This window comes from Acinetobacter sp. YH12045, from assembly GCF_013419925.1.
Classification (GTDB): domain Bacteria; phylum Pseudomonadota; class Gammaproteobacteria; order Pseudomonadales; family Moraxellaceae; genus Acinetobacter; species Acinetobacter amyesii.
Genome location: NZ_VOZE01000008.1, coordinates 17,858 through 33,699 on the forward strand (window position 1 = coordinate 17,858; position 15,842 = coordinate 33,699).

At 40.0% G+C, this 15,842-nt stretch carries 13 protein-coding genes; 8 read left to right on the plus strand and 5 right to left on the minus strand.

Translation table 11 applies throughout. From position 1 onward, the window contains the following. The first annotated feature begins 6 nt into the window (after window positions 1-6). From bioC to FTU02_RS11420, 3 genes are read left to right on the plus strand one after another with little or no spacing between them, the layout of a single operon-like run. On the plus strand, window positions 7-795 hold the full coding sequence (bioC, locus tag FTU02_RS11410) for a malonyl-ACP O-methyltransferase BioC (RefSeq protein ID WP_180157193.1): 789 nt from the start codon (window positions 7-9) through the stop codon (window positions 793-795). Next, on the plus strand, window positions 792-1,436 hold the full coding sequence (bioD, locus tag FTU02_RS11415; RefSeq protein ID WP_180157195.1) for a dethiobiotin synthase: 645 nt from the start codon (window positions 792-794) through the stop codon (window positions 1,434-1,436). The genes bioC and bioD overlap by 4 nt, the downstream gene beginning before the upstream one ends. 39 nt (window positions 1,437-1,475) lie before the next feature. After that, entirely contained in the window at window positions 1,476-1,934 is a 459-nt protein-coding gene (locus FTU02_RS11420) for a nucleoside deaminase (protein WP_180157197.1), read from the plus strand. A 104-nt stretch (window positions 1,935-2,038) separates the two neighbouring features. Here the strand turns inward: FTU02_RS11420 and FTU02_RS11425 are convergent, their stop codons facing one another. The 5 genes from FTU02_RS11425 to FTU02_RS11445 all read right to left on the minus strand — a co-directional run bounded on the left by FTU02_RS11425 (window position 2,039) and on the right by FTU02_RS11445 (window position 7,361). Next, on the minus strand, window positions 2,039-2,452 hold the full coding sequence (locus FTU02_RS11425) for a biopolymer transporter ExbD (RefSeq protein WP_078190075.1): 414 nt from the start codon (window positions 2,450-2,452) through the stop codon (window positions 2,039-2,041). An 18-nt stretch (window positions 2,453-2,470) separates the two neighbouring features. Continuing rightward, entirely contained in the window at window positions 2,471-2,896 is a 426-nt protein-coding gene (locus tag FTU02_RS11430) for a biopolymer transporter ExbD (RefSeq protein ID WP_078190074.1), read from the minus strand. A gap of 14 nt (window positions 2,897-2,910) precedes the next feature. Beyond that, window positions 2,911-3,774 carry a MotA/TolQ/ExbB proton channel family protein gene (locus tag FTU02_RS11435; protein ID WP_078194237.1) on the minus strand — a complete coding sequence of 288 codons (864 nt, stop codon included), beginning with the start codon at window positions 3,772-3,774 and terminating at the stop codon, window positions 2,911-2,913. Window positions 3,775-3,802: 28 nt separating this feature from the next. After that, window positions 3,803-4,501: an energy transducer TonB gene (locus FTU02_RS11440; RefSeq protein ID WP_180022671.1), complete on the minus strand. Its 699-nt coding sequence runs from the start codon at window positions 4,499-4,501 to the stop codon at window positions 3,803-3,805. A 148-nt stretch (window positions 4,502-4,649) separates the two neighbouring features. After that, complete coding sequence (locus tag FTU02_RS11445) at window positions 4,650-7,361, minus strand: TonB-dependent receptor (RefSeq protein ID WP_180157199.1); 2,712 nt, start codon at window positions 7,359-7,361, stop codon at window positions 4,650-4,652. A 774-nt stretch (window positions 7,362-8,135) separates the two neighbouring features. Between FTU02_RS11445 and FTU02_RS11450 the strand changes: the two genes are divergently transcribed. The 5 genes from FTU02_RS11450 (at window position 8,136) to FTU02_RS11470 (ending at window position 15,829) form a co-directional block, all read left to right on the plus strand. Then, window positions 8,136-9,863 (plus strand): ABC transporter substrate-binding protein, encoded by a 1,728-nt coding sequence (locus FTU02_RS11450; protein ID WP_180157256.1) that lies wholly within the window; start codon window positions 8,136-8,138, stop codon window positions 9,861-9,863. Window positions 9,864-9,930: 67 nt separating this feature from the next. Beyond that, a complete protein-coding gene (locus FTU02_RS11455; RefSeq protein ID WP_373684252.1) occupies window positions 9,931-11,694 on the plus strand; it encodes an ABC transporter substrate-binding protein in 1,764 nt (587 codons plus the stop codon). A 23-nt stretch (window positions 11,695-11,717) separates the two neighbouring features. Further along, the gene (locus FTU02_RS11460) at window positions 11,718-13,733 is read left to right on the plus strand and encodes a M3 family metallopeptidase (RefSeq protein WP_180085377.1); all 2,016 of its coding nucleotides are present in this window, start codon (window positions 11,718-11,720) and stop codon (window positions 13,731-13,733) included. A 10-nt stretch (window positions 13,734-13,743) separates the two neighbouring features. Next, a complete protein-coding gene (locus FTU02_RS11465; RefSeq protein ID WP_078190067.1) occupies window positions 13,744-14,682 on the plus strand; it encodes an ABC transporter permease in 939 nt (312 codons plus the stop codon). Between the two features lie 7 nt (window positions 14,683-14,689). Further along, the gene (locus FTU02_RS11470; protein WP_180085375.1) at window positions 14,690-15,829 is read left to right on the plus strand and encodes an ABC transporter permease; all 1,140 of its coding nucleotides are present in this window, start codon (window positions 14,690-14,692) and stop codon (window positions 15,827-15,829) included. Window positions 15,830-15,842: the final 13 nt, after the last annotated feature.

The following is a 15,842-nucleotide window of genomic DNA, read 5'->3' on the forward strand; positions in this document are numbered from 1 at the left end:
TGACCTGTGAATAATTTTGAGATTGATAAATGCCAAGTGGCGTTGCGCTTTGCTCAGGCAGGGCACAGCTATGCTGAGCATGCCGTAGCACAAAAAGAGATTGCTCAACATTTATTTGAGTTGATGCAGCAGTATTGTCCAAAGTTGCAAAATCATCCTGTGGAAACGCTTTTTGAAATTGGATGTGGCTCGGGGAATTTAAGCCATTTAATGCTGGAAAATATGCAAATCAATCGTTTGGTTTTAAATGATCTATATGCAGAAATTCAACAGCATTTTCAGTCAAGTCCGCAGATTCAGTACAGACTTGGAGATATCGAACAACTTGAATTTCCACAGCATATCGACTTGATCGCATCGAGTTCGGCTTTGCAATGGGTAGGGAACTTTGCGGGCATTGTCGAAAAAGCCTTTCAAAGTTTAAATCCAGAGGCATATTTTTGTTTTTCGACCTTTGGACAGCAGAATTTACAGGAAATAAAAGCTTTGACTGGGCAGGGTTTGGACTACCTCGATATCGACATGCTTCAAGCTATATTAAGTCAAAATGGTTTTGAAATTCTGCATCTTTCAGAGCAGACAGCGGCATTATATTTTGATCATCCAAAGCAGGTTTTGCAGCATTTAAAAGCGACAGGTGTGACTGCGACAGCCTCACATTTTCGTTGGACGAAACAATCGCTCTTTGATTTTTATTCAGCATATCAACAGTTTTCTTTGCGTGATGAAACTGGGCAGATGCGTTATACACTGACCTATCATCCGATTTTTTGTATTGCACGGAGAATGCCATGACAGGGCAAGTTTATTTCATTAGTGGGATCGATACAGGCATCGGTAAAACATATACCACGGGCTATTTGGCTAAAATATGGAATGAACAAGGCACGCGAACGATCACGCAAAAGCTGATTCAAACCGGCAATGTTGATGTTTCTGAGGATATAGAACAACATCGTCAAATTATGGGTACGGGGTTGTTGGTCGAAGATGAAACCAAACTCACGATGCCTGAAATATTTAGTTATCCTGCGTCGCCACATCTCGCCACCAAAATCGATGGACGTGACATTGATTTTGCTAAAATTGAATACGCGACAAAACGTTTAACTGAAAAATATGACAACGTTTTACTCGAAGGTGCGGGTGGGTTGATGGTGCCATTAACCACGGATCTTTTAACCATCGACTATGTTGTAGAGAAACAATATCCCGTTATTTTGGTGACATCAGGTCGTTTGGGCAGCATTAACCATACGATTTTAAGTTTGGAAGCACTAAAAAGTCGTGGCTTGGCACTTTATGCACTGGCTTATAATTTAAATGATGAATCGCAAGATGCATTGATTTCCAAAGATACTGCTGAATATTTAAAAGCATATTTAGCCAAACACTTTCCAGAGGCGTTATGGATTGATGTTCCTGTATTGGCATAATGGGCTAACTCTATATATTGACAATGATGGGGTGTAATTATGACGGATCATGCGTTTATAGAACTTGCGATTCAACTTGCGAAAGAAAATATTGAGCAAGGTGGGCGACCATTTGGTGCTGTGATCGTTAAGCATGGTGCTGTGGTGAGTACAGGGGTGAATGAAATATTAATCTCGGGCGATCCGACATCTCATGCCGAGTTAAATGCATTAAGACAAGCCGCACAAAATTTAAATACGACGTCTTTGAAGGACTGTGTCGTTTATGCGAGCGGACAACCATGTCCAATGTGTTTGGCGGCTCTGCGAATGGCTGGAGTTGAAAAAATTGTATATGCTTATTCAAATGCTGATGCAGAAGCCTATGGTTTATCTACAGCAGAGATTGCCGAAAAATTAAGACTTGAACCACATGAACAGCAAGGGTTAAGTTTTAGTCAGTTAAAGCCAAACTGTGATCATGAGCTATATGATTTTTGGAAGCAGAAAAATACTTAATAAATACTATGTGTTTATTTCTGAGTCACTAACTGGATAGATTTCTGTGAAGAATTAAAAAAGCCAACTGAGGTGATCAGTTGGCTTTTTTTGTTGGGGAGCAATTATTGATTTGCTGAGACCCCAATTTTTTTGACATTCAAACGTTGTGCTGCTGCCATCACCATAGCGACATCTTTATATTCTGTCATTTTGTCAGGTTGCACTTTGATCGTATCTTGATCTGCTTGTTGTGCAACACCAGCAAAAAGTGTTTCTAAAGCTTGCTTATTGGCAACGGGTTGACCATTCCAAAATAATTTACCCTGCGCATCAATCCGTAAAGTGACTGGCTCAGGCGGCTTTTCATTGGTTGGCGGTGGCGTACCGTTTGGCAAATCAATATTGATCGAATTATTTGGAATTGGAATTGTGATAATAAACATAATGAGCAAAACCAACATCACATCGATCAATGGCGTCATGTTGACGTCCAACATAACATCATCGTCTTTATCGGAACCGACATTCATTCCCATACCTTGTCCCTCATCCGATTATGGTGCGGCAACAGGGGTGGTGACAAAAGCAATTTTGCCAATTCCTGCTGCTTGTGTTGCACTAATGACTTCATCAATCGCTTCATATTTTGTCACCTGATCGCCACGGATATGAACTTCAGGTTGCGGACGCTTTTTAGCTTCCGCTTGTAGTCGACTGATCAGCGTATCTTTATCTGCAATGTATTTTTCATTCCAGAAGATATCGCCATTTTTATTGACAGCAATCTGAATATTGATCGGTTTGGTTTCATAAGGCGTGTTCTTTTCCTCAGGCAACTTCACCGGAACTGTATGGATTGCAACAGGTACTGTAATTAAGAAAATAATGAGCAGCACCAACATAATATCAACCAAAGGTGTTGTATTAATGGCTGAAATTACATCATCTTCGTCACCATCTGAATTGACCATCATTCCCATGGCTGATGCCTCTCTTATTTTGTGTCGTTATTATTGTTTTTGATCTCACCGCTTAAAAGTACGGTGTGTAGATCTGAACCAAAGGTACGAACATTATCTAGAACTGCTTTATTACGACGCGTTAACCAGTTATAGCCAAGAACCGCAGGTACTGCTACAGCCAAACCAATTGCCGTCATAATTAGGGCTTCACCGACTGGGCCTGCAACTTTATCAATAGATGCTTGACCTGAAATACCAATTGCCGTTAAAGCATGGTAAATACCCCAAACTGTACCGAACAAACCCACAAATGGTGCAGTCGAACCGACAGTTGCGAGAAAAGCCAATCCACCACTTAAATGGCTTTGAATTTTATCGATAGCACGCTGGATTGAAATAGTCACCCATGTGTTGAAGTCGATACGTTCCAGCAGATTACCGCCATGTTTTTTGGTTGAATTAATGCCTTTTTCTGCAATAAAGCGGTATGCACTCGATTCGTCTAAGGTTTCTGCTGCGCTATCAATTGAAGCAGCATCCCAAAATTTAGCTTCGGCTTCTTTGCCTTGACGTTTAATTTTAGCTTGTTGAATAAATTTAGTGACCATGATGTACCAAGTTCCAATCGACATCAGGACCAAGATAAAGAGTGTCGATTTAGCAACGATGTCACCTTCACGCCATAGTGCTTCTAAGCCATACGGGTTATAGACTTCTTTGGTTGCTGTAGGCATTGGTGGCGGTGCAGGTGTATTTGTTGTATTCGTAGTTTCTACTTGTGTTGTTGCAGTATTTGCAGATTCTTCAGCAAATGCTGCTTGCAGTGGGAGTAATGTACTTGTTACTAAAACTGTAGCAGATGCAAAAATACGCGCAGATTTCATCATTTTATTCATTTATATTCTCCAAATTTTTGTAGATTCATTAATCAAGTTTAAATTCGTATTCAATATCAAACCAATCTTCAACTGGCTCACCATTTTTGAGTGCAGGCTTAAATGTACATAAGCTGAATGCTTTGCTAGCAGCCTTATCTAGAGATTTAGTACCACTCGATTTTTTGACCTTCACTTGTTTCGCACTGCCGTCAGGCCCAACCAATACAGAGATGCGGACAGTTCCTACTTCTTCTGCCATTGCAGCTTCACGAGGGTAATCTGGTTCTTTACATCCAACGCTTCCCTCAGATGCACCACGTGTTTCCCCAGCTGGTTTTGGAGCAGGGGCAGGAGCGGGTGCTGCCGCAGCGACTGGTGCAGGTGCTGCAACAGGGCTAGGAGATGGAGAGGTTGTAGGCGTAGGTGTTGAAACGGCTTTAACTGTTTGTGTTGGTGCAGCTTTTTCAACAACCTTTTGTTCAGGTTGAGGGTCTGGTGTTTTGAGCACTTCCTTAACGAGTTTTGGTAGTTCAGGTGGTTTTTCAATTGGTTTCGGTTTTTCTGGCTCAGGTTTTTTATCTTGAATAATGATTAATTCAACAGGTTCTTCTACAGTTTTCTCACCTTTTTTGGACAGGCCAGTAATTAATCCGTAGAGTACAATGAGATGCAGAAGAATGACTGCCCCAATTCCGATCAGGCGTTTGCCGGAATTATTTTCTAATTCGGAAAAGCTTTTGCCCATTACTACTCCTGAAATGTGAGACAAACAATCAATAGTGAAATTGGCACTTGAGATATAAGTGTTTTTTGCATTTTTTATGTTTGACTAATTAATTAAATAAATAGTGCCAGTACAATTCCAGTTGGAATCGTACTGGCAAATTTAGCTTTTAGAACTTGTAAGTACCACGGACATAGAATGTACGACCAGTAGGATCGCTATAACGAGGGTCATAACCATATTGGAAGTTATCTAATACGTTCGATGCAGCAGGCTCTTCAGCAAATAGGTTTTTGATACCACCAGTGATTTCTAAGTTTTTGAAACCACTGTATGTTCCTGCAACGTTATACAGTGTGTAATCAGGCACACGGTGTTTATCAAATTTTTCTTCGCCGATTTGGTTTTGGTCATCGTAGCCACGGAAGAACTGTTGTTCGAAGATGATTTTCCAGTTTTCATAGCTCCAATTTAGGTTCGCTGTGTGCTTCCAACGTAAAACAGCAGGGTCGTCATACACACCTACTAAGCCTTCCCAATCACCGCCTTTTTCTTCTTGGTAGTCATTTTTGATGACATAGGTACCATTAATGCCAAAGCCAAAACGACCTGTCGCGGTTAATGGTGAAAGATAATCTAAGCTAATGTCGATACCTTGAGTTTTAATACCCCCTGTATTCATTAGAATGGTATTGATGTATTCAATACGACCATCGGCACCACGCACGAATAATGAAGCATATTTCTCGGGATCTTCAAAAATTGAAGTTTCACCCACTTGGCCAACTAATTCTTCAATTTCAATGTTGTAATAATCAACAGCTAAAACTAAGTTTTTAATTGGTTCGTAAACAAAACCTGCGGTAAATGTTTTAGATTCTTCTGGCTGAAGATCTGGGTTACCACCTTGCATACGGTAGAATTGAGTATTACATTCGGTTTGATATTGAGGTGAAGTTGGATTACCGCCTGGACAAAGGACAGGGTCGTTATATTTTGCCCCAGTGTAGGTTTTGCTTTGTTGCGCATTAATTTCCCACAGGCTTGGAGCACGGAAACCAGTACTGTATGTACTACGGAACATAAGTTGCTTCATTGGTTCCCAACGAATACCGACTTTTGGATTGAAAGTGTCGCCAAAATCGCTGTAGTCGTCATAACGTGCTGCAAGTTGAGCTTCAATTGTTTTGGTAATTGGAATTTGAAGCTCAGCAAAAGCGGCAGTAATATCTCGGTCACCTTTACTCAGAGGTTTGTCAGGGTCAATACCACTACCCGGTACAAGGCGTACTAACTCAGAGTTTACTTTTGCTTCCCAATCTTGAGTTGTAAAACTTCCACCAAATGCAAAACCAACATCACCAGCTGGTAAGGTGTAAATCGGGCGGCTCACGGTAAAGTCAAATGTTGTGGAATCAAGTGTTGCTTCGTTTGTTGTACCACTCACATTTAATGAGGTCCAAACGTTAGCATCTGCAGATGGACCAAATGGGTTGATTGTGCCGTCATTTAATCCTTCTTGTAGTTTGTTACGATTTAAGTATCCACTAACAAAGCTATCTGATGCTTCGCCTTTTGCGTAAGTTACGCCACCGTTGATATCCCAACCGTATGCTTCACCTTCAAGTCCAGCAAAAATACGATGAGATTCATTGATAGATTGTGAAACACGGTTGCCCGCTTGAGAGCGTAAGTAAAGTTGTAATGGATCACCACTTAGACCATCAACACCAGGGGTAATACCCTCGCCTGGATAATATTGACTGCTTTTAGGAATCGTGACAGAGCGACTATATACGTCTGGAGCAATAGAAGTCGTCACTTTGCTTTTTGCATAGACATATTCACCAATAGCGTTGAAGTTATCGCTAAGTTTGATGGTTGCACGACCAATTGCAGACAAGTCCTCAGTTTCTGGCTGAATACCAATTAAAGCTTGCGTATTGAGGAAGCAGAGTCCGCCATCTTCAGTGACATTGGTTAAATTATTACAATTCGCTGCACCACCATACGGGTTCGCTAATACACCTTCAGGATTTCCGTCAGCATCTAAAGGCCCGCCGTTTGGATCAAGAAAGTTAGCAGGGAAGCCATTTGCTGAACCTGCATCGATACCTAACTCAGGTAGAAGGCCACCACGACGGCTGACTTTACGGTCTTTTGCCATAATTTCTTTGGCTTTACGGTAGTCAATTGCGCCATAAACGTTAAAACCTTGTTCATCTAAGTCGCCATAGCCACCAAAAATCGAAACATCGTATTCTTCGCCGCCTTTATCCTCAGGTTTGAGCAAACCACCGCTAATACCTAAACCTGTGTATTGCTTTTTGGTAATAAAGTTAATTACACCTGCGATTGCATCTGCACCATAAATTGCAGAGGCACCATCACGTAAAACCTCAATACGTTCAACCATTGCAAGCGGAATGGTATTTAAGTTGGTCTCAGAGGTACTAAATGGGCTATAAGCCAAACGACGTCCATTAAGTAGGACAAGGGTTTTATCTGATCCTAGCCCACGTAAGTTCGCTGTTGAGCCTGATGTATTACTTGCACCAACGTTTTGCGCTGTACTGTAGCCCGCTTGGTTCGCACTAATTTTTATTAAGGCTTCTTCAGTCGTTGTGACCCCTTGTTTAGTTAATTCTTCAACTTTAATGACTGTAATAGGTGAAGAACTTTGAGCAGAAACCCCTTTAATGGATGAACCAGTCACAGTTACTTTGGCTACTTTCGTTGGCTTAACTGTTTCTTCTTCATTTGTTTCTGCTGCATGCGCTAAAGATAAACACAGCATACTTAAACTAAGAGTACTTAATTTAAGTATTGTTTTGCTAAATGGTGTGCCCCCCACAGATTTAGCATTTTTTTTCTCTTTCATAGTAAAAGTATTCCTTTTTGTTGTAGTTAGCGATATTGCTTGATTCTTTTTAAGCAATTCAAGTGCCAAATTTATATTTAAATTTTCTTTTCAAATATAAAATACTGATAAATATCTACATTATTGAGTTTAAAGTGGAGAACTTTAAGATGAACGGTAAGTATATTTTTTTTAAAGTTATCCTTTTAATTAGGTTTTATCAGGAATTTAACTTTTGATCAAAATTTTTTTTAAAAACATGATTAGGTGCAAATTAAACCTTAAAAAGTGTGAGTTAATTCATATTTATGTGTTTGATTTATAAGATTAATCAGTGAAATAAATAAAAAATAAAAACATATAATTCATTGGTTTATGTGCTGATGACTCGTCATTTCATCTGAAGGTGATCCATTATGAATCAGAAATGTATTATATTTGTGCAAAATATGCTTGGATGCGTTCAACAACAAGAGTTGAATTTTTGATAAAAACGAGCTTTACTCGGAAAGTCGCTATTAGTATAAATTTATCTTAAAAAATGAATTTAAAAGGATATTTAATTCAGATAACTTTCAACCAAGGAGTGGTGGCATGAATTTCGCTTTATATTAATTACTGTATTAAGTTCTACGTTTAAAACTTAATTTAAACTGGTTCATTTTATTTTAGTAAAGGTGGCTTTATTTAAAGTCTGCTTGCGGCTTTGTATTATTAAAAAATCATCAGAAAGGAAAAGGTTTGGAAACTAGAAAATTTAAAATAGCGCTCCTTGCATTATTAATTTCAACAGGGATGATGGCCGAGGTTCAAGCTTCTGCACAATCGAATAAAGTTTTAAATATTGCATTTGAAGCACCGGATGATGGTTTTGATATGGTCAAAACCTATAATTATTATAGTGGCAATATTGCGGAAGCCATTTTTGAACCCTTATTGAAATATGACTATCTAGCACGTCCTGTTGTTCTTGTTCCAAATACTATTGAAGCGATGCCAAAGATTGAACAAGAAGGAAAAGTCTATACCTTCAAAATCAAACGAGGCATCCATTTTTCAGATGATCCAGCCTTTAAGGGAAAAAAACGCGAGCTAGTTGCGCAAGATTACATTTACGCGATTCAACGAATTTTAGATCCAGCTAACCGTTCTCCGACCTATTCATTTATTGATGGCAAAATCTTAGGCGGGGATGCGGTCGTTGCGGATGCAAAGAAGTCAGGAAAATTTAATTACAATGCGGCTATTGCCGGCCTAAAAGCGATAGATCCTTATACTTTGCAAATTACTTTGACGCGCCCTGACTATAATTTTCAATATATTTTGGCCTATGTTACGTTTGGTGCAATTTCAAAAGAAGTTGTTGAATTTTATGGCAATAAAATTGCACAGCATCCTGTGGGAACAGGACCGTATCAGCTCAGTAAATATGTTCCACGTAGCAAGATAGAATTGGTTGCAAACCCGAATTATCGTGGTTTTGTCTGGAATTTTAAATCGACAGGCACCGCTTGGGACAATCAGTTAGTCAAAGAAATGAACGGGAAGAAAATGCCACAAATCGGCAAGGTTTCCGTCAGTATTATTGAAGAAGAACAGTCACGGTGGTTAGCATTTAAAACAGGGCAGCTAAATTTTGATAAATTGACCTCAAATGCTGTCACACAAGCCTTAGATTCTCAAAATAAACTTAAGCCTGATATGCAAAAGCTCGGCATTAAGCATTATCCAAATAAAGATGCTGAAATCACCTACAGCATGTTCAATATGCAAGACCCGCTTGTCGGTGGTCAAAGCCTTGAAAAGATCGCTTTACGCCGTGCCATCAGCATGTCATACAATCAAGCTGAATCGATTAAACAGTTATATCAAGGGCAGGCCGTAAAGGCTGAAATGTTTTTACCAGAAGGCGTGAGTGGCTTTAATCCAAAATATCGCAGTAGTTTGGGATATAACCCATTGCTGGCTAATAAATTACTGGATCGATTTGGGTATAAGAAAGGTGTTGATGGTTATCGAACCTTGCCCGATGGTAAAGCGTTGACCTTAAAAATAAATACTGAAAATAGCTCTAAATCAGTGATTCAATCTGAGTTATGGAAAAAAAATCTCGATGCCATTGGGATACGGGTACAGTTTAAGGTCAGTAACTTTGCTGACAATTTAAAAGAAGCAATGCAATGTAAATATATGATGTGGTCTGGAGCGTGGATTGCAGATTATCCTGAAGGGGAGAACTTTGCTCAATTACTATATGGGCCAAATTCAGGACAAGGGAATTTAAGTTGTTATCAATCTAAAGCTTATGACGCATTATATAAGCAAGCAATTGTGTTGAAACCTAAAGATCGTGAACCTTTTTATGAAAAAATGAACCGTCAAATTGAAGCGGATAACCCTTGGATTATCCATTCTACACGGATTCGTAATTGGTTAATTCACCCTGAAATTCAGGGGTATAAAACACATCCAATGATGAACACCAGTTGGCAATATCTCGATATTCAGCCTAGTAAAAAATAATTGAGTCAGGATTACAATGAAGCGAAATTCGAATTTTACGCTAACCAAATTTGCTACAGCGTGTTTGATGGGGGGAGTGTTGTTCAGTGCGATGCCGACATTAGCATTGGCAAAGAATCCAGCAGATCCAAATAAAGTTTTACGTCATATTTTCCCTGTCGCAGAAACAGGTTTTGACCCAGTTGGCGTGCATGATCTGTATTCTGCACATGTGAATACATCAATCTTTGAAACCTTATATACCTATGACTATTTAGCATCGCCGGCAAAGTTGGTTCCTAAAACGGCTGCTGCGATGCCAGAAATCAGTGCTGATGGTTTGACTTATACCATTCGCCTGCAAAAAGGCATTTTTTTTGCTGATGATCCTGTATTTAAAGGCAAAAAAAGAGAGTTAACCTCGGCTGATTATGCATATACCTTTAGACGTTTAGTCGATCCGCAACTTCGCTCACCAAACAGTTGGCTACTCGATGGTCGCATTTTAGGCATGGAGAAGGTTCTAGAAAAGGCGAAAAAAACAGGTAAGTTTGATTATGATGCGCCCATTGAAGGCATACAAACCCCTGATCGGTATACCCTTGTCATTCGTTTAAATTCTCCAGATCAAAACTTTCCAATGTTATTAGCTCATCAACCTGCATCGGCCATGGCACGTGAAGTGGTCGAAAAATATCGAGACAAAGCGGGTTTTGTGATGGGTAAACCTGTGGGCACAGGGCCATATATTTTGACACGCTGGACACCTGGTTCACGAATTATTTTAAAGGCCAATCCTAACTATCGTGGCTTTGTCTGGGACTTTAAAGCATCAGATGCCAAAGATGAAAAGATTGTAAAAGCCATGCAAGGCAAAAAAATGCCGCAAATTGGCGTGATTGATATTCAGGTGATGGAAGAATCACAATCACGTTGGTTGACCTTTGCAAAAAATGAAGCGGATTTGTTGGTGCTAGATGGAGATTTGTCGGTACAAGCCTTAAAAGATGGAGAGCTAAAGCCTGAGTTGGCTAAAAAAGGCATCCAAATGTCGCGGATTTCTGACCCCTCTATCGACTATCACTATTGGAATATGCAAAACCCTGTGGTTGGAGGTTTTAGTAAAGAAAAAATTGCATTACGTCGTGCAATGGCGATGGCTTATTCAGCAGATAATCAAATCAAAATTTTGATGAATGGTGATGCACAAAAATTACAAAGCCCAATTCCACTCGGCGTTGTCGGTTATGACCCGAATTATAAGTCGAGTATTCCATACTCAGTTAAAGCGGCAAATTTATTGCTCGATCGTTATAACTATAAAGTCGGCGCAGATGGCTGGCGTACTCAACCGAATGGTAAACCGCTTACGATTGAAATGACGATATCGGGCAATAGTAGCCGTAGTCAGCAGTTGGGTGAATTTTGGAAGAAAACTTTAGATAGCATCAAAATTAAAATGACAACAAAGTCGATGCCATTTGCAGAAGCTTTAAAAGCCGAAAAACAGTGTCAAACAATGTTTAAAGCATCTGCGTGGATCGCAGACTATCCAGATGCAGACAATTTTATGCAATTGTTCTATGGCAAAAATATCAATGTCACCAACAACGGCTGTTCAAAAATACCTGAATACGACCGTTTATATGAACAGACACAGCGTATGAAGCCGGGACCGGAGCGTGATGCAATCTATCGGAAAATGTCACGCATATTAGAAGTGTACATGCCTGTCCAAATTAATTATGCACGTTACCGTAGTGTGTTGTCACAACCACGCGTGATTGGTTATAAAAAGCATCCAATTTTGGCAACAGAATGGATGTACATCGATATTGACCCGAAAAAATAAAATGGAACAAAACTGGAGAAATTATGAAAAATAAAGCTTTGAAACTCACCACACTCAGTATGTTGATGATCGGCGCTAGCCAATTCGTTCAAGCCGAAGATTCAATACGGAGTACTTTGCCAAAGTTCCAAGCCAAAGAAATACCTGCGCTGTGTGATGCCAAAATTCAGCAAGTGAAAACAGATTTAGCGGCATTTGAGCAAAAAAAGATAAAAAATAATGCAAAAGCAGCACCTGTTTTGGCGGAGTGGGATCAAATTTTTGCCAAATTTGAAGATTTTTATGGACCAATCGGACTGTATAGTAACGTCGATCCTGATGAGGCTTTACGTAAGGCGGCGGAAGATTGTGAAATTAAAATTATGGAGTTTCAAACTTCGGTTTATCAAAATCCAAAACTTTACAAGCAAATTAAAAAACTCAAAACCAATGACGAAATTGATAAAAAAATGCGTCAAGACATCTTGGATGGTTTTGAAAATACAGGGGTACAATTTACACCTGAAAAACGTGCTCGTTTGAAAGCTATCTTTGATGAATTAGCAAAAATTGAACAAGAATATGCGCGTAATGTACGAGATAATAAAGAAAAACTGGAGTTTACACCGGCGGAGTTGAAAGGCTTGCCAGACAGCTATATTTCGGGCTTAAAGAAAAATGAAAAGGGCAATTATTTGCTCGGTTTTGAATACCCAGAATACCGTCCATTTATGGAACTAGCAGAAAGCGATGATGCGCGTAAGCGTTACCAAACTGCATTCACGCGTCGTGGTACTGAGAAAAACTTAGTATTGTTAAAGCAAGCAATGGATTTACGTTATGAAATTGCGCAGCTCTTTGGCAAAAAAAGCTATGCCGAATGGGTGTTGCAACACCGTATGGCAAAAGACCCTGAAACAGTGAATAAGTTCTTAGCCGATGTTCATCAAACGGTGGCACCTTTAGAGAAAAAAGAAGTTGAGACTTTACGTGAGTTCAAAGCGAAAAGCCTGAAAATTCCACTCGAAAAAGCTGAAATCAATCGCTGGAGTGAGAGTTACTGGAGTGAAAAACTTCGCAAAGAAAAGTACCAAATCGATCAAGAAAAATTGCGTGACTATTTCCCAACCCAAGCATCTCAAGAATGGATTTTTGCCATTTCATCTGACCTTTATGGTATTGAATTTAAGCCTGCGAAAGTCGATGTTTGGCAGTCAGAAGTTGAATATTACGATGTAAAAGATAAAAAGACCGGTGAGTTGCTTGGTGGTTTATATATCGATAAATACCCACGTGAAGGGAAGTATGGTCATGCGGCTGTTTGGGGCGTAAAAGGTGGTAGTACCTTGACTAAGCGTAAACCGATTTCTGCTTTGGTGACTAATTTTAACCGTAAAGGTCTAAATAGTGATGAACTTGAAACCTTTGTTCATGAGTTTGGTCATGCTTTGCACGGTATTTTGTCCAATACACGCTATGCATCCCAATCGGGGACTTCAGTAGAGCGCGACTTTGTAGAAGCACCTTCACAAATGTATGAAGAATGGGCGCGTCGTAAAGAAACTTTATCTACACTCGCAAATTACTGTAATCCAGCGTGTCCACCTGTAGATGACGCACTGATTAATAAATTAAAAGCGGTTCATAGCTATGGACGTGGTTTGCATTATGCACGTCAAGCCTTGTATGCAAAATATGATATGGCACTTCACTCATCAGATGCTTTGAGTGTTAAACCCTTAGATGTCTGGAAGAAAATGGAAGGCGAGACAGCTTTAGGCTATGTCCCAAGCACTGAATTCCCAGGACAATTCAACCATATCATGGGCGGTTACCAAGTTGGCTATTATGGCTATATGTGGTCTGAAGTGATGGCACTCGATATGTTGTCTGCTTTCGGAGATAACCTAAATAACCCAGAAGTGGGACAACGCTACCGTAAAACGATCTTGTCGCAAGGTGGTCAATATGAAGCAGAAAAATTGGTGCATGATTTCTTAGGTCGTAAACCTGATAACAAAGCTTTCTTTGATGAAATTACTGGACAACGAGTGAAGTAAGGACAACTTTATGCTGGCATATATCATACGGCGTATATGGCAGATGATCCCAACGATGTTGGGGGTTGTTCTGCTCATATTCTTCTTATTTAACTGGGTAGGTGGAGACCCTGCATATATTCTAGCAGGCAAAATGTCGAACCCAGAGCAAATTGAAAACATCCGTCAACAGTTGGGGGTTGATCAACCCTACTATGTCCAATTGTGGATTTTCATTAAGCAGATTTTAACTTTTGATTATGGAATGAGTTGGAGTACAGGTGAGTCGGTGTCAGATATTATTTTGACCCGTCTAGGACCATCACTGACGATTTTAATTCCTTTAACCATTTTGCAAACGATCATTTCAATTGGTTTGGCACTTGCTGTGGCTTCAGTTCGTGGCACATTAACCGATCGTATGATTATGATGCTATGTACGATTGGTATGTCGATTAGTATTTTGGTTTACATTATTGTTTTCCAATACGTTTTTGCATATCAGTTAAGCTGGTTTCCGGTTCAAGGCTGGAGTGATCACTTTAGCGAAAACTTATTTAAATACGGTTTACTGCCTATCTTAATTATGTTGGTGGTGAGTATTGCACCAACTTTGCGCTTGTACCGTAGTTTTGTATTGGATGAAGTCAATCAAGACTATGTTCGAACTGCGCGTGCGAAAGGGGTGGGTGAAAGCCGTATTTTAGGTGTACATGTACTGCGTAACGCCTCAATTCCAATTATTACCGATGTCATGTCGAGTCTACCGGCACTGCTGATAGGCGCTTTCCTGATTGAACGATTCTTTGGTATTCCGGGTATTGGTCGTGAAGTCATTATTGCTGTTGAACGCAGTGACTTCCCTGTCATTAAGGCGATTACGGTCTACGTTGCAGCGGCTACAATGATTTTTAACTTAATCGCGGATTTGATTTATAAACTTGTCGATCCTCGCGTTCAGTTGAAGTAGGTGGCCTATGCTAGGAATATTCAATAAGACCAAAGCAACGGCATCAACACCTGCATCGACTGGCTTGTGGAAGTTGGCGATGCGACGCCTAAAAGCCGATAAATTAGCGATGGTGTCGTTGTTCGTTGTACTGTGTTATTTCGTGGTGTTGCTATTGTCGATGACAGGCTTGGTTGCATCCAATTGGAATAAAGAAGTGGCTGTGAGTTATGCACCTCCAAGTTTTATTGGGGCGGAACTTAATGAAACAGCCAAAACCAAAGCATCAGCAGAAGATATGGCATTGCCTGAAAATCCTGTTGATCCTTTAAAAGATGTAATTGCTGAACTGAATGCAGAGATTGCGACTGAGCAAGGTGGTACCAATGCAATTGACTACTATGGAGTTGTCGATCCACTAGCAGAAGATATGAAAGCGATTGATCAGCAATTGGGTGGCCATTTGTTAGATCAACAAAGCGAGCTAAAACAAACTTTACCGTTTGGTGCGGATAAATGGGGGCAGGATGTCCTGCAAAAAACCATTAAAGGTGCTGAAACATCTATTATTGTTGGCGTGGTAGCTGCATTACTTGCTGTCGTGATTGGGACAATTTTAGGGGCAATTTCTGGCTACTTCGGTGGTTGGGTCGATGATATTTTAAACTGGTTTTATAACATTTTTACCTCGATTCCGTATTTACTCTTGGTTCTTGCGATTGCAGCTGTATTACAACAAAAGGGGATCTTATCGATTGTCCTCATTCTAGGGCTTACTGGATGGACGGGGGTGTATCGCCTGATTCGTGCAGAGTATATGAAACATACTTCGCGTGAATATGTACTTGCTGCCAAAGCGATAGGGGTGAGTCATTTCCGACGCATCTTTGTGCATATCTTTCCGAACGTCAGTCATATTGCATTGGTGCAAATCTCGATTTTAGTGGTGGCCTTTATTAAGTCGGAAGTGATTTTGAGCTTCTTGGGATTTGGTGTTCCTGTTGGGGTTGTGTCATGGGGTAGTATGCTTAATGAAGCACAAAGTGAATTGATTTTAGGTAAATGGTGGCAGCTTATCGCAGCATCTGTAGCGATGGCGGTTTTGGTTACAGCATTTTCGATGTTTACTGATGCATTGCGTGATGCATTAGATCCAAAATTGAAATAAGGAGGAGTAAAGG